Source organism: Rhizobium sp. 05N430, from assembly GCF_056396985.1.
The window spans coordinates 741,287-758,581 of record NZ_JBFTMO010000001.1 but is presented as its reverse complement, the minus strand read 5'-3'; the positions used below and the strand labels follow the sequence as shown (position 1 = coordinate 758,581).

19 protein-coding genes are annotated in these 17,295 nt (G+C 61.1%); 8 read left to right on the top strand and 11 right to left on the bottom strand.

Annotation, left to right across the window (positions count from 1 at the left end):
* Positions 1–32: 32 nt before the first annotated feature.
* The gene (locus AC1DJO_RS03750) at positions 33–917 is read right to left on the bottom strand and encodes an alpha/beta hydrolase (RefSeq protein WP_477969137.1); all 885 of its coding nucleotides are present in this window, start codon (positions 915–917) and stop codon (positions 33–35) included.
* Between the two features lie 215 nt (positions 918–1,132).
* Here AC1DJO_RS03750 and parE point away from each other — a divergent pair, with 215 nt between their 5' ends.
* Entirely contained in the window at positions 1,133–3,205 is a 2,073-nt protein-coding gene (parE, locus tag AC1DJO_RS03745) for a DNA topoisomerase IV subunit B (protein ID WP_112387353.1), read from the top strand.
* A gap of 297 nt (positions 3,206–3,502) precedes the next feature.
* Positions 3,503–4,699 (top strand): AI-2E family transporter, encoded by a 1,197-nt coding sequence (locus tag AC1DJO_RS03740; RefSeq protein ID WP_477969135.1) that lies wholly within the window; start codon positions 3,503–3,505, stop codon positions 4,697–4,699.
* On the opposite strand, the gene AC1DJO_RS03735 is transcribed toward AC1DJO_RS03740, so the two are convergent.
* Complete coding sequence (locus tag AC1DJO_RS03735) at positions 4,700–5,158, bottom strand: GNAT family N-acetyltransferase (RefSeq protein WP_477969133.1); 459 nt, start codon at positions 5,156–5,158, stop codon at positions 4,700–4,702.
* Positions 5,159–5,270: 112 nt separating this feature from the next.
* Here AC1DJO_RS03735 and AC1DJO_RS03730 point away from each other — a divergent pair, with 112 nt between their 5' ends.
* On the top strand, positions 5,271–5,684 hold the full coding sequence (locus AC1DJO_RS03730; RefSeq protein WP_477969131.1) for a hypothetical protein: 414 nt from the start codon (positions 5,271–5,273) through the stop codon (positions 5,682–5,684).
* Here AC1DJO_RS03730 and AC1DJO_RS03725 read toward each other — a convergent pair.
* The 3 genes from AC1DJO_RS03725 to AC1DJO_RS03715 all read right to left on the bottom strand — a co-directional run bounded on the left by AC1DJO_RS03725 (position 5,681) and on the right by AC1DJO_RS03715 (position 8,131).
* A complete protein-coding gene (locus AC1DJO_RS03725; protein WP_477969129.1) occupies positions 5,681–6,820 on the bottom strand; it encodes a DUF2336 domain-containing protein in 1,140 nt (379 codons plus the stop codon). The genes AC1DJO_RS03730 and AC1DJO_RS03725 overlap by 4 nt on opposite strands.
* A 121-nt stretch (positions 6,821–6,941) precedes the next feature.
* Positions 6,942–7,547, bottom strand: coding sequence for a flavin reductase family protein (locus AC1DJO_RS03720; RefSeq protein WP_477969127.1), 606 nt, complete (start codon positions 7,545–7,547; stop codon positions 6,942–6,944).
* Positions 7,547–8,131, bottom strand: coding sequence for a nitroreductase family protein (locus AC1DJO_RS03715; RefSeq protein ID WP_477969125.1), 585 nt, complete (start codon positions 8,129–8,131; stop codon positions 7,547–7,549). Before AC1DJO_RS03715 ends, AC1DJO_RS03720 begins: the two co-directional genes overlap by 1 nt.
* Before the next feature lie 113 nt (positions 8,132–8,244).
* Here AC1DJO_RS03715 and AC1DJO_RS03710 point away from each other — a divergent pair, with 113 nt between their 5' ends.
* Together AC1DJO_RS03710 and AC1DJO_RS03705 are read left to right on the top strand one after the other, a co-directional pair.
* Positions 8,245–9,345 (top strand): hypothetical protein, encoded by a 1,101-nt coding sequence (locus AC1DJO_RS03710; RefSeq protein WP_112518319.1) that lies wholly within the window; start codon positions 8,245–8,247, stop codon positions 9,343–9,345.
* A 182-nt stretch (positions 9,346–9,527) separates the two neighbouring features.
* A complete protein-coding gene (locus AC1DJO_RS03705) occupies positions 9,528–9,740 on the top strand; it encodes a hypothetical protein (RefSeq protein WP_112387345.1) in 213 nt (70 codons plus the stop codon).
* A gap of 71 nt (positions 9,741–9,811) precedes the next feature.
* On the opposite strand, the gene thrS is transcribed toward AC1DJO_RS03705, so the two are convergent.
* The 4 genes from thrS to AC1DJO_RS03685 all read right to left on the bottom strand — a co-directional run bounded on the left by thrS (position 9,812) and on the right by AC1DJO_RS03685 (position 13,314).
* The gene (thrS, locus tag AC1DJO_RS03700; RefSeq protein WP_477969123.1) at positions 9,812–11,818 is read right to left on the bottom strand and encodes a threonine--tRNA ligase; all 2,007 of its coding nucleotides are present in this window, start codon (positions 11,816–11,818) and stop codon (positions 9,812–9,814) included.
* Between the two features lie 128 nt (positions 11,819–11,946).
* Positions 11,947–12,471 carry a DUF1697 domain-containing protein gene (locus AC1DJO_RS03695; protein ID WP_477969121.1) on the bottom strand — a complete coding sequence of 175 codons (525 nt, stop codon included), beginning with the start codon at positions 12,469–12,471 and terminating at the stop codon, positions 11,947–11,949.
* Positions 12,468–12,863 (bottom strand): membrane protein insertion efficiency factor YidD, encoded by a 396-nt coding sequence (gene yidD, locus AC1DJO_RS03690; RefSeq protein ID WP_477969119.1) that lies wholly within the window; start codon positions 12,861–12,863, stop codon positions 12,468–12,470. Before yidD ends, AC1DJO_RS03695 begins: the two co-directional genes overlap by 4 nt.
* Positions 12,864–12,867: 4 nt before the next feature.
* Positions 12,868–13,314 carry an iron-sulfur cluster assembly scaffold protein gene (locus tag AC1DJO_RS03685; protein ID WP_477969117.1) on the bottom strand — a complete coding sequence of 149 codons (447 nt, stop codon included), beginning with the start codon at positions 13,312–13,314 and terminating at the stop codon, positions 12,868–12,870.
* Between the two features lie 301 nt (positions 13,315–13,615).
* Between AC1DJO_RS03685 and folE the strand changes: the two genes are divergently transcribed.
* From folE to AC1DJO_RS03670, 3 genes are all read left to right on the top strand, one after another.
* Positions 13,616–14,230 (top strand): GTP cyclohydrolase I FolE, encoded by a 615-nt coding sequence (gene folE, locus AC1DJO_RS03680; RefSeq protein ID WP_477969115.1) that lies wholly within the window; start codon positions 13,616–13,618, stop codon positions 14,228–14,230.
* A 27-nt stretch (positions 14,231–14,257) separates the two neighbouring features.
* Positions 14,258–14,710 (top strand): phosphoribosyl-AMP cyclohydrolase, encoded by a 453-nt coding sequence (hisI, locus tag AC1DJO_RS03675; RefSeq protein ID WP_112387339.1) that lies wholly within the window; start codon positions 14,258–14,260, stop codon positions 14,708–14,710.
* Between the two features lie 117 nt (positions 14,711–14,827).
* Positions 14,828–15,802: a patatin-like phospholipase family protein gene (locus AC1DJO_RS03670; protein WP_112387338.1), complete on the top strand. Its 975-nt coding sequence runs from the start codon at positions 14,828–14,830 to the stop codon at positions 15,800–15,802.
* Positions 15,803–15,817: 15 nt separating this feature from the next.
* Here the strand turns inward: AC1DJO_RS03670 and AC1DJO_RS03665 are convergent, their stop codons facing one another.
* Positions 15,818–16,252, bottom strand: coding sequence for a CBS domain-containing protein (locus AC1DJO_RS03665; protein ID WP_112387337.1), 435 nt, complete (start codon positions 16,250–16,252; stop codon positions 15,818–15,820).
* Between the two features lie 104 nt (positions 16,253–16,356).
* On the bottom strand, positions 16,357–17,127 hold the full coding sequence (locus AC1DJO_RS03660; RefSeq protein WP_477969113.1) for a rhomboid family intramembrane serine protease: 771 nt from the start codon (positions 17,125–17,127) through the stop codon (positions 16,357–16,359).
* Positions 17,128–17,295 lie beyond the last annotated feature (168 nt).

Below are 17,295 nucleotides of genomic sequence, written 5' to 3'. Positions count from 1 at the left end.
GCAAAATGCTTAAAATGCACTCGCTGGACTGCCTAGGACGCAAGAATCCAGTTCAGCACCTTGCGCCAGTCGATCATCCGGATCGGCGTCCCGTGATTGCCGGTATCGAACAGCGTGAAGCGGGTCGGGTACTTGGACTTGTAGAGCGTTTCGAACAGCCCCTGCTGATCGGTTGCGGCATAGACAGGATCGCGGCTGCCATGGGCGAAATACATCGGCAGCTTGGCCTTGTAGAAGGCGCTCTTGGTGAAATCCGGATCGGTGACCCCGCTCATGATCAGCATGCCCTTCAGTCGCTTGACGCTCGCCGCATCCCGCGTCACGCCCCAGCAGATCTGGGTGCCCATCGAGGCGCAGGTGAGAATGACAGGCTTGCCACCGGACTTCTCGCTGGCGTAGCGGATCAGCTCGACGATGTTGGCAACGCCATCGCTGTCGAAGGTCTTGACGGTCGGCGAGTAATAGACGCCGCCATTGCCGGCAACGAGGTTCTTCACCCGGTTGAAGTTGCCGCCGAAGGTGAAATCGTTGGCACCGAGCCGGCGCGTGCCGTCGCGCCCATGAATGAAGATCACCGTAAAGGCCGCATTTTCCGCCGGTCCCACCCTGGTGACATCGATCCGGTGCCCATCGAGCGAGAGCGTTTCTTCCTGTTGCAGCTTGCGGATACCGAGCGAGACATATTTCTGCTGGACGCGCTGTTCCGGGATCTGGTCGCGGCCGTTGATGTCGCGCATCTCGTCATAGCTGATCGTCTCGAAGGCGCCGTTATCGGCGGTCTGAAGCACGGTCTGTGCCGAAAACAGCTCGTCCTTGTACGGCGGCAAGACGTCGGCCGCGGAGGCCTTCAGCCCGCCGGACAGCAAAAAGGCCGCAATTGCGGTGACAATCATGCAATGACTTGTGGACATTTTCATGCGAGCGCTTTCCTCAGAGATAAGTCCGCTTGCCATTCCGCGCCCGGCAACGCAAACCAATTCTAGAGAATTCCGCCAAATCGGGCGGCGTCGCGTAACGAGGCGATTTCTGGCAAAATCTGCCTGATTCGCAAACGTGACATCAAATGCGGTGATTTTGGGTCCAGCCCATGCGGACGGGCTGCCCAAACAGGATTGAAGATCTGAACGATTCCATGGATGACAGCAACGACCTCTTCGCCGGAATGCCCCTCGCGCCCAAGCAGGAGGAGCCAGCAAAGCCGGCTGCGCCTGCGGAAAAGCCCGTCGTGGCGGCACCCGCCGCTTCCGCCCGCCCCGGCCCCGCCTCATCCACATCGGATGACTACGGCGCCTCGTCGATCCGCGTTCTCGAAGGCCTCGAGCCGGTCCGCATGCGTCCCGGCATGTATATCGGCGGCACCGACGAGAAGGCATTGCACCACCTGTTTGCCGAAGTCATCGATAACTCGATGGACGAAGCCGTTGCCGGTCACGCCAATTTCATCGAGGTCCATCTCGATATCCAGGGCTATCTGACGGTCAGCGACAACGGCCGTGGTATCCCGGTCGAGAACCATCCGCAGGTTCCCGGCAAATCGACGCTCGAAGTGATCATGACCAAGCTGCATGCCGGCGGTAAGTTCGACGGCAAGGCCTATGAAACGTCGGGCGGTCTGCACGGCGTCGGCGTCTCGGTCGTCAACGCACTGTCCGACGATCTGGAAGTCGAGGTCGCCCGCAATCGCAAGCTCTACCGCCAGCGTTTTTCGCGCGGGCTGCCGCAGGGTGGTCTCGAGGAACTCGGCGACGTTCATAACCGGCGCGGCACCCGCGTCCGCTTCCATCCGGATCCGCAGATCTTCGGCGATCATGCCAAGTTCGACGCGGGCCGCGTGTTCCGCATGGCGCGGTCTAAAGCCTATCTCTTCGGCGGCGTCGAAATCCGTTGGAGCTGCGATGACGGCATTCTGCCTGAGGGGTCCGATGTCCCGAACAAGGCGGTCTTCCACTTCCCCGGCGGCTTGAAGGATTATCTTCAGGCAACGATGGGCAAGGACTTCACGGTCACCCGCGAGATCTTCGCCGGCAAGACCGAGAAGGCCAGCGGCCACGGCTCGATGGAATGGGCGATCACCTGGTATGGCGGCGATCCCCAGCTTCATTCCTATTGCAACACCATTCCGACGCCAGAAGGCGGTACGCACGAGGCCGGACTGCGCATTGCTCTGACCAAGGGTCTGAAGGCCTATGGCGAACTGACGCAGAACAAGCGTGCCGCGCAGATCACCACCGACGATGTGATGATCTCCGCGGTCGGCATGCTGTCGATCTTCATCCGTGAGCCTGAGTTCGTCGGCCAGACGAAGGACAAGCTCGCTACCGTCGAGGCCCAGCGCATCGTCGAAAACGCTCTGCGCGACCCCTTCGACCATTACCTTGCCGACAATCCCAACGAGACAGCGAAGCTGCTCGACTGGGTGATCGAACGCGCTGAAGAGCGCCTTCGCCGCCGCAAGGAAAAGGAAGTCAACCGCAAGACCGCGGTACGCAAGCTGCGCCTGCCCGGCAAGCTCGCCGACTGCTCGCAGAACACCGCTGCCGGCGCCGAACTCTTCATCGTCGAAGGTGACTCGGCAGGCGGCTCTGCCAAGCAGGCGCGGAACCGCTCAAACCAGGCGATCCTGCCGCTGCGCGGCAAGATCCTCAACGTCGCCAGCGCCGGGCGCGAAAAGCTCGGTGCCAACCAGCAGCTTTCGGACCTCGTCCAGGCGCTCGGCTGCGGCACGCGCTCGAAATACCGCGAGGAAGACCTCCGCTACGAACGCATCATCGTCATGACCGATGCCGACGTCGACGGTGCTCACATCGCCTCGCTGCTGATCACCTTCTTCTATCAGGAGATGCCGGAGCTCGTTCGTGGCGGTCACCTCTTCCTTGCCGTGCCGCCCCTCTACAAGCTGACGCAAGGTGCGAAATCGGCCTATGCGCGCGACGACAGACACCGCGCCGAGCTGATGGAGAAGGAATTCAAGGGCAAGTCGAAGGTCGAGATCAGCCGCTTCAAAGGTCTCGGCGAAATGCTGCCCGCCCAGCTCAAGGAAACGACCATGGACCCGAGCAAACGCACATTGCTGCGCGTGCTGATCGATGAGATCGATTTCGAGGGCACCCGGACGGCGGTCGATGACCTCATGGGCACCAAGCCGGAAGCCCGCTTCCGCTTTATCCAGGATCGTGCGGCTTTCGCAGAAAACCTCGATATCTAAGAGGCAGTCGCCAAGAGAGTTTTGAAACAGCGCGGCGGATCTGCTCCGTTGCGCTGTTTTCGTTTGGCGTTCTGCCATCCATTGCGATTTCTCGTTGAGCGGCGCGCATCATCTTTTCGCTGACGGTCAACACTCTGGCAGGAAATTGCCGTCACACTGGCTTCAGCACAAAGCGCTATGCCAACCGCGGCATGATCCTTGGCGCTGCCGGAGCAACTGGCATTTCCTGGCCGAAATGCTTGCGTCCGGTGGCACGATGGCCCATATCCGTGGTTGAGAAGAAAAGCAGGGAACGACGTGAGCCTCTCGAATAAAAACAAACTGCCAGGCGAGCCGCGGTGGCTTGGTCCCTCCGCACATGCCCGCACGCCTCTCATTCCCTCGATTTCAGCTGCCCGCTGGCTTCTGATCCTGATTGTCGCCGCTGGCGTCTATTTCTTCTACGGCTTCGTCGTCCCGGTTCTGGCCGCCCTCGTCATCGGCTTTGCCAGCTGGCCGCTCTATCGCAAGCTTCTGGCCCGCGTGGGCGGCAACACCACCATCGCCGCGACCATCGCCATCATCCTGATCATCACCTTCCTGGTCATTCCGATCGTCTTTGCCATCACTTACACGACGGGCGAAGTCCGCGAATGGGTGGCCTGGGCGATCCGCGCCAACCGCATGGGTGCGCTTACCCCGCAGTGGATCCTCGCCCTGCCCTTTGCCGGTCCCTATATCGATGAACTCTGGACGAAATATATCGGCACACCGGGTTCGATGGGCGAAGTTATCCAGGCCGTCAGCGGCGCCAATATCGGCAATATCTATCGTGCGGTGCTGGCCGCTGGCGGCGCATCGTTCCATCTGCTGCTGACGCTGCTCTTCATGCTGATCGCGCTGTTCTTCGTGTATCGCGACGGCTCGTCCTTCTCCAAGCAGATCGACATGCTCGGCGAGCGCATCCTGCCGAACCGCTGGGAGCGAATCTCCCGCGTCGTTCCGGCAACCATCAGCTCGACCGTGATGGGCATGACGCTGATTGCGATTGGCGAAGGCATCGTTCTCGGCATCGCCTATTGGATCGCCGGCGTGCCCTCGCCCGTGACGCTTGGCGTATTGACCGGCATCATGGCACTGATCCCGGGTGGCGCGCCGCTCTCCTTCACGCTGGTATCGATCTACCTGGTCGCCAGCGGCTCGCATGTTGCCGGCGCCGGGCTCTTCATCTGGGGCAGCGTTGAACTTTTCATCGTCGACAAGACCCTGAGGCCGAAACTGGTCGGCGGCCCGATCAAGCTTCCCTTCCTGCCGACTTTCTTCGGTCTGGTCGGCGGCGTGAAAACCATGGGCTTCCTCGGCCTCTTCATCGGTCCGGTGCTGATGGCCCTGCTGGTCGCCATCTGGCGCGAGTGGATGCACGAGGTTCGCACCGCGGATCAGGGTGGCACCGGCCCCGAAATCATCATCGACGAGCAGGCGCCGCCATCGCAGCGCGCGGCAGCCGAGGGCTGATCAGCCGAGCCGCTTTTCCATGAACAGACTGAGCGGATCCGGCTGGTATGAGCCGAAAGGCTCGATCTCGACATAGCCGTACTTGCGGTAAAGGCCGATCGCCTCGGGCCGGTAGATGCCGGTTTCAAGACGAATCGCCTTTAGTCCGCGCTTCGTTGCCTGCTCCTCGATCTTGTCCATCAGCCGGCTCGCTGCCCTAAGGCCGCGTGCCTCGGGGTCAACGAACACCCGCTTGATCTCCGCCGTCCCATCGCCCGCTTCGACAAGAGCTGCGCAGCCGACGGCCACACCGTCGTTACGCGCGACGACGAAGCTCACCGGAGGCTGCTCCAGCGACGAGAGATCGACGAGATGGTTGCTCTCGGACGGATAGAGCGAAGCCGCATAGGCATCCGACATGTCGAGCAGGCGTATGATTTCAGGCCGGCGCGGCGTTTCGAGGGTGATGGTCACGAACATGGCTTCTGCTTTCCCGGTCGGCTTGCATGAAGAGATGGTAATGTAACCGCCTTTATTCCGTTGGAATTGCGACGTCTAAGATCATGAGTTTCAATAGCCAGGGATCCCGAATATGCAAGCCGTCCTCATCGCCATGACCATCTTCGGGTGCAACGATTCCGTCACCCAATGCAATTACGTGGCGACGGTGGACAAGCATTGGCAGACAGTGGCGATGTGCGATGCCGAGTCGGAAAAGCAGCTGAAGGGTTTTACCAACGCCAAGTATCCGACGGTGATTGCCGTCTGCGAGGAACCGAAGCCCGTAGCCGCTCCCGAGACAGCAAAGCTTGAAGCGCAGGCAACAGCAACGGCTCCAGCCGTCGAACAGCCGCAGCCAACCGGTCTTCGCGCCTATGCTGTGCGGGTTGCCGAGCGCGTCCGTGCCGGGCTGCCAACCGGTGACGACATCAAGCAGACGCTCGTCAAGCCGGTGCATTTCGTTTCAAACGGATATTCCTGGGTCGCCCAGCGCTTCAGTCACTAGGCCGCGACAAGTGCCGCCTGCGAGGCATAGGCGCGCGCCGACTGGCGCTGCTCGGCAATATGCAGCTTCTCGACCATGTCGAGCAGTTCCTTGACGGCGTCATGGGTGCCATGATGGCGGAAGCGTTCAAGCAGCCGCCCGCAGATCGTCGAAAGCATCGTTGCCGAAGCCTTGCGCGAAGCTTCGCGCCATAGCAGCGTCGCCTCGACAAAAATGGTGCTGATCTCGCGCGTCAAACCGGCCGTCTCGTACAGCGCGCGAACCGCATGCATGCGGCCAGTCGCCAGGATCGAGCGGACCCGTTTTTCGCTGCAGCCTGTCAGGTTGACGACGGCGCCTGCGAAGAAATCGACCTTTCCCGAGCAAAGCGCATGCATCAGGAAGGATGGCGTCAGATGGCCGTGGACGCGCAGATGCTCGACCAGGTCGTCGATCTCGCGCGGCTGAATTTCGCCGGCGATCGACACGACCGCAGACTGCGTCGCTTCGCGGCTGATCCGCTGCAGACGGTTGAAGCCGATGGCGGCCTGGACGAGCGGCAGCGCCACCAGCGCATCGCTGACATGCTGCGTCAGAAACTGGCGGGCATCGGCCGGCAGGCTCTCGCGATCGAGCAGCAGATTGCGAATATCGCAGCAGCCACCGAGCCTTTCGGCGATACGCTTCAGCGAATGCGGTGCGATCGAGGCGCCCTCGTTTTCGAGCAGGCAGAGCACGTCCTCCTCGCCGCCAATCTCGGCAAGCGCCGCAGAGACGGCGCGCGATAAGGTGCTGCGCGCGGCGATCAGCATCCGCGTCACCTCGCTGCCTCGTCCTGCGAGATCCACGAGATCGGCATCGGTCAGCAGCGGCGAGCAGGTAACGGCATGGCAGGCAATTTCGGGCTGGTCTTCGGCCAGCGCCAGGATCAGCGAGCGCGGTGCCTCATCCGACCAGGCGATGGCTTCCGCGAGAGCGAGGCGGACTTTCGGCGACGGGTCGTCGAGCAGGAAGGTCATCGCCATCTCGGCGGACTTGCGCTCTTCCGGCTGCATCTCGGACTGCAGATAGGCCCGGCCAAGGGCGCTGGCCGCTCGTGCCCGGTCTCCGGACTTGGCAGTTTCGACCCAGCGAAGGAATGCCTCTACAATCACCATTACGCCCCAACCTGCGGAACGTGATTCCTTCACGCTCCTCTTGTTCTGAGAACGCTACCGGCAAATGGTTTATGATTGGTTCACCATATTCATTAACCCCTGTGCGCAGGGCACAAGCGCATCATGGCGTCTTCGGCCGCATCATTTCGAAGACATCGCTGCCCTCCGCATAGTCCATGTATCCCATGCGGGCCACCGGCCGGGCGATCGACATGTCGAGGCGGCCTTCGCGGATGATCGTTTCGTCGATATGGATGCCGACGACCTCGCCGAGCACCATGACATTCTCGGATGGCTCGCCGGACAGCCCCTTCGGCTCGATGATCTCGGTGACCTTGCATTCGAGGACAGCAAACGATTCCGCGACATAGGGTGCGTCGACGATCTCGCCCTGCCGCGCCGTCAGCCCTGCTAGCTCGAACTCGTTGGTTCCGTAGGGCACGGCCGCCGATGACACATTCATGTGCTCGACCAGATGGCGGCTGACGAAATTGCAGGTGAAGACGCCGGTATCGGCGGCATTCTTGTAGCTGTGCTTGCGCCCGCTGGAGGAGAACATCACTAGCTTCGGACGGTCGGAAATGGCGTTGAAGAAGGAATAGGGGCCGAGATTCAGCGAACCATCCGTCCCCTTCGTCCCGATCCAGCCGATCGGGCGCGGTGACACGATCGCCTTGAAGGGATCATGCGCCAGGCCATGTTTGTTGGCGTCCGTCCGGTAGAACATCAGTTCTCTCCACCGACCCAGGTGACGGTTTCCGTCAGTTCCGGGCGCGGGCGCTCGACCGGCGGAAATTCAGACGAACCCATATGGATGAAGCCGGCAACCTTCTCACCCGACTGCACGCCGAGCAGCGGATAGGCGCGTTCGTCGAAGGCGAACCACTCTGTCAGCCAGTTCGCCACCCAGCCATGCGCATTGGCGGAGAAGATGACGTTAAGGCACAGCGCACCTGCCGACATCACCTGCTCCCATTCCGGAATCTTGAAATGCGGCCCGGCCTTGCTAACGACGGCGACGACGACGGGCGCCCGGGTGAAGCGCGTGCGCTCGACCTGGATCATCTCCTCCGACAGCTCGGGCTTGGCCTCGAGGGCGAGCTTCAGCAATTCCTCGCCGATCCGTACGCGCTCTTCGCCGCGATAGACGATGAAGCGCCATGGCGCCAGCTTGCCGTGATCTGGAACGCGCGACGACAGGCGAAGGATTTCCTCGATTTCGGCTTTGTCGGGACCCGGCTCGCACATCTGGAACGCAGGAATGGAACGGCGCACGTTGAGGTAATCGATCAGCTTGATATCGGATTTCATGCGGGAGAAACTTTCAATTTCAGGACTGTAACGGGGATGGGTCTTGAATTTGCCATCGGGTTGGTCTTGAAGTGGCCCCTGTGATTTCTAAAGTCAATCGGTCCAGGAAACTCATGACCGGCATTTTGCCCCTTGCGCGGATAGCCCTTGCGCTTGCACTGGTGATCTCCTCGCCGTTTTCGGCAGGCGCGCAGGATGCATTCAAGGACTTCAAGCAGCTCGACACCACGGCCAAGATGCCGAAGCTGAACGCTTTCATCGCCCCCGGCACGACGCCGCCGGGCGCGCTTCTGCATGAAGTGCCGATGGAGGCAAAGCTGACGGCCGACGGACAGCCGGTGGAAGACGGCCTTTCCTGGTATGTTTTCAGTCCGATCGCCGGTGCCGACGGCAAGCTGCCGCTGATTGCCAGCGCCAAGGGTGGTTCCGCCGCATTCCAGCTGGCGCCCGGTGACTATTTCGTCAATGTCTCCTTCGGGCGCGCCGGCGTCACCAAGAAGGTCAACGTGCCCGAGAGCGGCGCGGTCGACAAGCAGGTCATGGTGCTCGATGCCGGCGGCTTGTTGCTGAACGCGGTATCCGGTTCCGATGTCCGCATCCGCCCGGATCAGCTGAGCTTCTCGATCTATTCCTCCGAAGTCCGCGACGACGGCGAGCGTGGCCTGGTGATGGCCGACGTCTCTCCGAACACGGTCGTCCGCCTGAATGCCGGAACTTATCACGTCGTCTCCGAATATGGCGACGTCAACGCCGTCATCCGCGCCGATATCCAGATCGAAGCCGGCAAGCTGACGGAAGCGACGATCCAGCATCGCGCGGCGCAGATCACTTTCAAGCTCGTCTCCGACGCCGGTGGCGAGGCAATCGCCGACACCGCATGGTCAATCCTGACGGCGGCCGGCGACAGCGTCGGCGAAAGCGTCAGCGCCTTCCCGACGATGGTGCTTGCCGAAGGCGAGTATTCCGCCGTAGCCCGTAACAAGGACAAGATATACCAGCGCGATTTCAAGGTCGAAGCTGGCAAGAACACCGATGTCGAAGTGCTGATGAAGGACGTCCAGCCACAGGAGCCGGACAGCGCCGCAACGACCGTCCAGCCCGAACCGCAGCCCTCTGCGGCCGGTGAGCCGCCGCAGAAATCGGCACAGGCGCCGCTGCCGTCCTACGATCAGCTGGTTCCGAACAGCGGATCGGACGGCGCAGACGCGGACTGATTGGCCGGCCCCCTCCTCTGAACGGAGCATTCCCCTCGCCCATCCCGATGAGCGGCGCATAGCCCGCGCGCTGAGCACCTGCATCCGATTAGGCGAATGGAAGCCTGCAGGTGGACATGCGATTGTCGGGCGTGCGGAGGGGTTCCGTATCGAGAAGTCATGCCGAACGAAGGAGGTGTCCCATGCGGACCATCTGTGCGGCATTGACGATGTGTATCGCGCTCGCGCTCTGTGCGCCGAGTGTCAAGTACGTCAGTTTGCCCGGATATGCCTTCAAGACCGACCCGAAATGCATGCGGACGGTATCGAAGGCCAAGTTTGACCGCAAATGCGATTACCCGAAACTGGGGATCAAGGATTTCACGCCGCCAAGCGTAACCGTTCTCGGAATTTGATCCATGAAATTCAAAGGGGCGGCGCTCGATCGAGCGCCGCCCCTTTGCATCTTGTATTCACCCGGATGGTCTCAGGCGGCCTTGGCTTTTTTCGCCTCGATCTTGCGGCGAACATCCGGCGGCGTCGCTTCCCAGGTCAGGCTCTCGATCGCCTCATCGAGCGTCATCGAGGTCTGCTCCTGGCTGCCGAGCCGGCGGATATTGACCGTCCGCTCTTCGGATTCCTTCTTGCCGCAGACGATGATCACCGGAACCTTGGTAACCGAATGTTCGCGGACCTTGTAGTTGATCTTCTCGTTACGGAAGTCGGTCGAAACGTTCAGACCGGCCTCGCGCAGCGCTTCGGCAACTTCAGCGCCGTAGCCATCGGCTTCCGACGTGATCGTCGCGACGACAATCTGCTGCGGTGCGATCCACAGCGGCATGTGGCCGGCGAAGTTCTCGATCAGGATACCGAGGAAGCGTTCCATCGAGCCGCAGATGGCGCGATGGATCATCACCGGCTGCGTCTTCTCCGAATTGCTGTCGATGTAGAAGGCGCCGAAACGCTCCGGGAGGTTGAAGTCCACCTGCGTCGTGCCGCACTGCCATTCACGGCCGATGGCGTCCTTCAGGGTATATTCGAACTTCGGACCGTAGAAAGCGCCCTCGCCCGGCAGGATGCCGGTCTTGATGCGTCCCTCGGACTGCTCTTCGATCGTCTTCAGCACGTCCATCATCACGCTTTCGGCGCGATCCCAGAGGGCGTCGGTGCCGACGCGCTTTTCGGGGCGGGTCGAGAGCTTGACGACGATCTCCTTGAAGCCGAAGTCCTCGTAAACCGAGAGGATCAGGTCGTTGATCCTGAGGCATTCCGAAGCCATCTGCTCGTCGGTGCAGAACACATGCGCATCGTCCTGCGTGAAGCCGCGGACGCGCATCAGCCCGTGCAGCGCCCCAGACGCCTCGTAGCGATGCACGTTGCCGAATTCGGCAAGACGGATCGGCAGCTCGCGATAGGACTTCAGGCCATGCTTGAAGATCTGCACGTGACCCGGGCAGTTCATCGGCTTCAGCGCGAAGATGCGGTTGTCTGCTTCCTTGTCTTCAGGGTGCGTGAAGGCATAGGCCGACTTCACCGCGAACATGTTCTCCTGGTACCAGCCCCAGTGACCCGAAGTCTCCCAGAGCGAGGCGTCGAGAACCTGCGGTGCGTTGACCTCTTCGTAAGTGCCGGCCAGACGGCGGCGCATGTAGGCGGTCAGCGTCTGGAACATCCGCCAGCCCTTGCCATGCCAGAAGACGACGCCCGGGCCCTCTTCCTGGAAATGGAACAGGTCCATCTCGCGGCCAAGCTTGCGGTGATCGCGCTTCTCGGCTTCGGCCAGGATATGCAGGTAGTTGTCGAGCTCTGACTGCTCGGCGAAAGCCGTGCCGTAGATGCGAGAGAGCATGGCGTTGTTGCTGTCACCGCGCCAATAGGCGCCGGCAACCTTCATCAGCTTGAAGGCATTGCCGATCTGGCCGGTTGAGGCCATATGCGGACCGCGGCACAGGTCGAACCATTCGCCCTGATTGTAGATCTTCAGATCCTGTCCTTCAGGGATCGCATCGACAAGCTCGACCTTGTACCGCTCGCCCTTGGCGGCAAAAACTTCCTTCGCCTTCTCGCGCGACCACACCTGCTTGGTGAAGGGCGCATTGCGGGCGATGATCTCCTTCATCTTCTTTTCAATCTTCGGCAGATCGTCGGGCGTGAAGGGCTCGTTCTTGGCGAAGTCGTAGTAGAAGCCGTTCTCGATCACCGGACCGATGGTGACCTGCGTGCCGGGCCAGAGTTCCTGCACGGCTTCGGCCATGACGTGCGCTGCGTCGTGGCGGATGAGTTCCAGCGCGCGCTCGTCATTACGGGTGATGATCTCGATCTTACCCGTAACAACGGGATCGGAAAGGTCGCGCACGACGCCGTCGATCGCGATGGCGACGGACTTCTTGGCAAGCGACTTGGAAATGGATTCGGCAACTTCGCGCCCGGTCGTACCGGCAGCGAAATCGCGCACATTGCCATCAGGGAAAGTCAGGGAAACGGATTGGGACATATCGATATTCTCCTTGTCCAGTCCCGCCAACGAATGCGGGTGGTTGCAATGAAGCGCTGCGTCCGTACGCAAGGCGCTGCCGCCTGATAATCGGATTTGGCCTTTTAGTAAAGAAAAAGCAGGGCCTGTCAGAGCATCTCGGCCAAGCCGCGGACGGTGTTCCAGTTGCGCAGCGTGCCCGCCCCCATGCGCTTGGTGGTCAGCGCCGAAAGCAGTTTCCATTCGCTGGGCTTGCCGGCGAAATCGATCCACAGATCGCCATCGACGAGCGCCAGACGCTGGCTGGGGTCGGCATAGGCCTTCAGCTTGTCGAGTGCCGCGATATCGAGCGGCCTGCGCATGACGCGAACGATCACCTGGCTGCCCTCACCATCAGGAAACGGATTGGACCGTGCCAGCCGCTCCCAGCTCTTGCCGGTGCGGACGATGATGTCGACCGGCTTGCCGAACTTCTCGATGAACGCCGCCTCCAGCTTCTTCTCGATATCACCGGTAGGCGACTCCGGTGCTTCGAAGATGATATTGCCGGTCGAGACAAGTGTGCGTGGGTTGCGGTAGCCGAGCGCCGAGGCCATGTCGCGCAGGTCGGACATCACCACCCGGCGTCCCGGCGCCAGGACGATACTGTGCAGCAGGGCAACGTAGACGGTCACGCGGCTTTCCGGCCGAACGCGAGATAGCGCCAGGGTGTCCACCAATGGAATCGCCGTTCCAGCCGTTCCGGCACCGGATCGAGCCCGCTCGTGCCACCCGGACCGCAGCGTCCGACGCGAAACAGCGTCATCCATCCGCCTGCCCACAGCCCATGGCGGGCGACGGCCTCGTAGCCATATTCGGAGCAGGTCGGGATATGACGGCAGGAATTGCCGATGAAACCGGAGAGGGTCAGCTGGTAGAGCCGGATGAAGCCCATGCCTGCGAGCCTGCCCGGCGTTTTCGGGAAAGCGCCCGCGTAGTTGCGGGAGAAGCGTTTGAGCTTTTGCGGAGCCGCCGCCGCGCCGCCCTCGTCTTCGTCGTCATGCTGCAGGGAGCAGAACTCGCACATCGCCTCAGGCTTCCGCCATCTCGGCGCGCTTCGCCTCGATCTGGCCGATGGCATCGACGACGGCGTCGAAGGTCAGCATCGTCGAGGCGTGCCGCGCCTTGTAATCCCTGACCGGGCGCAGATAGCGCATTTCCTCGAAGCGGCCCTCGGGTCCGTCGCCATCGGCCTTCAGCATGTCGAGCATATCCTGGCGCGCCTTGCGCAGTTCGCCTGCGGTGGCGCCGACGACATGGCGCGCCATGACCGACGAGGACGCCTGCCCGAGCGCGCAGGCTTTGACGTCATGGGCGAAATCGCTGACGGTATCGCCATCCATTTTCAGCCAGATCTTCACCTTCGAACCGCATAGCTTCGAATGCGCCTGGGCGCTGGCATCGGCGTCCTCGAGGCTGCCGATCCGCGCAATATTGCCGGCAAATTCCAGGATTTTGCTGTTGTAGATCTCGTCCATGGTCAATTCCGCCCCAGATCGCTGTGGACCGGCTCATTCGGTGGTCATTGTATCTTAAACAAAAAACGCACCGTCTCGTGTTAGCATACTTACATGAAGACGCTGTCTTCCTATATGTATGTCGTTCGAGGGCCATGAAAAAGCAATGGCCTCCGGTAAGATTGATTGGGAAACCGTGCCGGATGGGCGACGCCCTGAAAGCCCCGGAGCCTGCCAAAGGTGCAACATTCCTGACAGGGGATACCAGTTGGCGAGTCCGAAAGACGATCCGCATTCGAGCGGATCAGGAGACTTGAACAGTATGGACGCCATCGTAAAGAATTTTCCGCAGAACAGCCGCGATTCCAACCGCCCGAGCCAGAAAGAAGCCGAAGACGCCGTCCGCACGCTGCTGCGTTGGGCCGGTGACGATCCGGCGCGCGAAGGTCTGCTCGATACGCCCTCCCGCGTCGCGAAGGCCTATCGTGAACTCTTCGCCGGCTATGATATGGATGCCGAGGATGTGCTCGGCCGCACCTTTGAAGAGGTTGCCGGCTACGATGACATGGTCCTCGTCAAGGACATTCCATTCTTCTCGCATTGCGAACACCACATGGTGCCGATCATCGGCAAGGCGCATGTCGCCTATATGCCTGACGGCAAGGTCCTCGGCCTGTCGAAGATCGCCCGTGTCGTCGAAATCTTCGGCCGGCGCCTGCAGACGCAGGAAACCATGACGGCGCAGATCGCCAGGTCGATAGATGAGACGTTGCGTCCGCGCGGTGTCGCGGTCATGATCGAAGCCGAACATATGTGCATGGCCATGCGCGGTGTGCAGAAGCAGGGTTCGACCACATTGACGACAACCTTTACTGGGACCTTCAAGTCCGAACCTGCCGACCAGGCGCGATTCATGTCCATGGTACGGGGCCGCTGATACCGGCTTCACAAAGAGAGCCGATCGATGACGCCATTCGCCTTCAATGCGCCTTCTGACGACAAGTCCGAGCTCGAGGACGCGGGGGATTTCACCCCGCGCTTCGATGATCGTGGACTGATCACTGCGATCGTGACCGACGTTCAGGACGGCGAGCTCCTGATGGTCGCACATATGAATGCGCAGGCCCTGGCGCTCACCATCCAGACAGGCAAGGCGCACTACTTCAGCCGTTCGCGCGGCAAATTGTGGATGAAGGGTGAAACGTCGGGCAATATCCAAACGGTCAGGGAGATCCGTACCGATTGCGATCAGGATGCCATCTGGCTGAAAGTAGAGGTCGCCGGTCACGATGCGACATGCCATACTGGCCGCCGTTCATGCTTCTACCGGACCGTATCGTTGCAGGACGGAAAGCCGATGCTCGACATCGTCGATGACGAGCGCCATTTCGATCCCGCTGACGTCTATAAGAAATAGCGCAAAACGGCGGCATTTGCCTCTTATAGGGACAGATCAGCCCTCTATATACGATTTGGAAAGGGAAGAGGAACACACTTCGATAACACAGAGTGTTCTGCCGGGAGGAGGCACGCCATGCTGAACTGGAGTTTGCACCGTCAGGGCTCTGAAGCTGGCCAATCCGATTCCGGTTCGTCTTCCACATTGCCCGATATGACAGTTCCTACGATCTCCCCACCACCACAGAAGAAAGCCAAGATCGCTCTCGCGCTCGGCGGCGGCGCCGCGCGTGGCTGGGCCCATATCGGCGTGTTGCGAGCGTTGGATGAAGCCGGCATCGAGATCGGCATGATCGCCGGCACCTCGATCGGTGCTCTCGTCGGCGGCTGCTATCTCGCCGGAAAGCTCGACGAACTCGAAGAATTCGCCCGTTCGCTCACCATGCGCCGCATCGCCAGCCTGCTTGATCTGACGATCGGCGGCAGCGGCCTGTTCGGCGGCATGCGGTTGACGAAGCGCATGGCCGAGCATCTGGAAGGCTTGAATATCGAGGATCTCGACCGTCCGTTCGTCGCCGTCGCGGCCGAGGTCAATACCGGCCACGAGGTCTGGATTTCCAATGGTTCGCTGATCACGGCGCTGCGCGCTTCCTACGCCCTGCCCGGCATTTTCGAGCCGATCCGCAGCAACAACCGGACACTGGTCGACGGCGCCCTCGTCAATCCGGTGCCGGTCTCCGTCTGCCGCAGCTATGAACAGCCGCTCGTCTGTGCCGTGAACCTCAACTACGACCTCTTCGGCCGCTCAGCCGTCGTCAAGCACAATGCCGGACTGACGGTGCAGGAAATGCAGAAGCGCGAGGAAACACCCTATACGCGCCTCGGCATGACCGGCGTCATGGTGCAGGCCTTCAATATCATTCAGGATCGAATTTCACGTGCCCGCCTGGCGGGCGACCCGCCGGATATTTCGCTGCACCCGCGGCTGAGTGATATCGGGCTGTCCGAGTTCCATCGCGCCGGCGAGGCAATCGAGCGCGGTTACCAGGAAGCCTCGTTGAGGCTTCCCGAACTGAAGCGAATGCAGGAAGCTTTTGCCGGCCACGCGTGATGGCCGGCGGCGTGCCTATCCTGCGATATAGGCCTTGATCTCCTCGGCCTCGCGCTCGACCGCTGCAATGCGGGTCTTCACCACGTCACCGATCGAAATGATGCCGCTGAGCTTGCCGTTGCTCTCCACCGGCACATGCCGGAAGCGCTTGCTGGTCATCAGCTCCATCAGTTCGTTGACGGTCGAATCCTCGTGGCAGCGGAACACTTTCGAGGTCATCATCGAGGCGACCGGTTGGTCAAGACAGTCCTTGCCGGATTTGGCGATCGCATGAACGACGTCGCGTTCGGTAAATATCCCGGAAATCTTGCCCTGCACGCCGACGATGACGATCGCGCCGATCTTCTTCTGGCTGAGCACCTTGGCGGCTTCGGCAACGGTGGTGTTCGGACCAGCCGTCACGACGTCGCGGCCCTTCAGGTCGAGTATGGCTTTTACTGTGTTGGACATCAGCAACCTCCTATGTCGTAAGTGGATACACTTTACTGGATCACAGGCATCCGCGACGGTCTCTCCTCCCAACGCGGATCAGTTGGAATGGTGCACTTCAACGATCAGGATTGCAATACGGACGGCTCGTCCTGACTTTCGTCCGAAGGCGGTAGTGCACGGTCGAACAGCGGAAACAGGAAGAAGCCGAAGACGAAACCGCCGATATGGGCGTCCCAGGCGATCGCCTGGCTGCCGTCGCCGATCAGCGGCACGCCGACGGCGATCAGCGCGTTGCCGAACAGCCAGAACAATGTGAAGGCGATCACCGTGCGGCTGCGGAACGTCTGCGCGATCGAAAGCCGCGGATTAAGATGCGCCGGCCGACCCGGACGCGCATCGGCAGGAAAGGCAAACCGGCAGGCTGCGCCCATCAGGCCAGAAATCACGCCGGACGCGCCGATCAGCAGCGTCGGATCGCCCCAGTTCAAAGCGGCATGCAACGCTGCCGAAGCGATCGATGAGAGGAACCAGAAGGTCAGATAGCGGCCGATACCGATCCGCCGGATCACCGGCGCGCCGAAGGCCATCAGCCACAGGCCGTTGAACAGGATATGCTCGATGCTTCCGTGCAGCAGCGAATAGGTTACCGGGCTCCACAGCCACTGCAGCCCCTGCTCCGACAGCGGAATCACGTAGCGCGCGGGGATGAAGCCGAAGGTGAGGAGCAGCCACTCGACCGCCTGATCCGGCAGGACTAGCGTCTGCACGGCGTAAATAGCGGCAAGAAGGGCGAGTGTTGCAACGAGAATGCCTGGCAGATTGAAGACCGGTTCGCGCTTGGCCTGTACTCGTTCCTCACCGTTCGTCTGCCGCTCCGGCGATTGCTCGTCCATCTGTACCCTCACATTTCGAGGTCACAGCCTTACAGGAGCGCCGGGTAAAAAAAAAGCCGTCCGGCAGAACCGGACGGCGGCCGAGCGTCCCCCGGGATAACCCCGTGCCCGATAAGTCTTTCGTGCTGAACTTCGTTTCCGAAGCGATGACAAGACATCTCCCACGGA

What these genes read in the sequence shown, in the direction of transcription:
- AC1DJO_RS03720 (WP_477969127.1), bottom strand. Translation starts at nt 7,547, where the DNA reads ATGTTCTACCGGACGGACGCCAACAAACATGGCCTGGCGCATGATCCC.
- AC1DJO_RS03705 (WP_112387345.1), top strand. Translation starts at nt 9,528, where the DNA reads ATGCGGACCATCTGTGCGGCATTGACGATGTGTATCGCGCTCGCGCTC.
- AC1DJO_RS03670 (WP_112387338.1), top strand. Translation starts at nt 14,828, where the DNA reads ATGCTGAACTGGAGTTTGCACCGTCAGGGCTCTGAAGCTGGCCAATCC.
- AC1DJO_RS03660 (WP_477969113.1), bottom strand. Translation starts at nt 17,127, where the DNA reads ATGGACGAGCAATCGCCGGAGCGGCAGACGAACGGTGAGGAACGAGTA.
- folE (WP_477969115.1), top strand. Translation starts at nt 13,616, where the DNA reads ATGGACGCCATCGTAAAGAATTTTCCGCAGAACAGCCGCGATTCCAAC.
- AC1DJO_RS03685 (WP_477969117.1), bottom strand. Translation starts at nt 13,314, where the DNA reads ATGGACGAGATCTACAACAGCAAAATCCTGGAATTTGCCGGCAATATT.
- AC1DJO_RS03750 (WP_477969137.1), bottom strand. Translation starts at nt 917, where the DNA reads ATGAAAATGTCCACAAGTCATTGCATGATTGTCACCGCAATTGCGGCC.
- AC1DJO_RS03730 (WP_477969131.1), top strand. Translation starts at nt 5,271, where the DNA reads ATGCAAGCCGTCCTCATCGCCATGACCATCTTCGGGTGCAACGATTCC.
- AC1DJO_RS03710 (WP_112518319.1), top strand. Translation starts at nt 8,245, where the DNA reads ATGACCGGCATTTTGCCCCTTGCGCGGATAGCCCTTGCGCTTGCACTG.
- AC1DJO_RS03735 (WP_477969133.1), bottom strand. Translation starts at nt 5,158, where the DNA reads ATGTTCGTGACCATCACCCTCGAAACGCCGCGCCGGCCTGAAATCATA.
- AC1DJO_RS03725 (WP_477969129.1), bottom strand. Translation starts at nt 6,820, where the DNA reads ATGGTGATTGTAGAGGCATTCCTTCGCTGGGTCGAAACTGCCAAGTCC.
- thrS (WP_477969123.1), bottom strand. Translation starts at nt 11,818, where the DNA reads ATGTCCCAATCCGTTTCCCTGACTTTCCCTGATGGCAATGTGCGCGAT.
- AC1DJO_RS03715 (WP_477969125.1), bottom strand. Translation starts at nt 8,131, where the DNA reads ATGAAATCCGATATCAAGCTGATCGATTACCTCAACGTGCGCCGTTCC.
- AC1DJO_RS03665 (WP_112387337.1), bottom strand. Translation starts at nt 16,252, where the DNA reads ATGTCCAACACAGTAAAAGCCATACTCGACCTGAAGGGCCGCGACGTC.
- parE (WP_112387353.1), top strand. Translation starts at nt 1,133, where the DNA reads ATGGATGACAGCAACGACCTCTTCGCCGGAATGCCCCTCGCGCCCAAG.
- hisI (WP_112387339.1), top strand. Translation starts at nt 14,258, where the DNA reads ATGACGCCATTCGCCTTCAATGCGCCTTCTGACGACAAGTCCGAGCTC.
- yidD (WP_477969119.1), bottom strand. Translation starts at nt 12,863, where the DNA reads ATGTGCGAGTTCTGCTCCCTGCAGCATGACGACGAAGACGAGGGCGGC.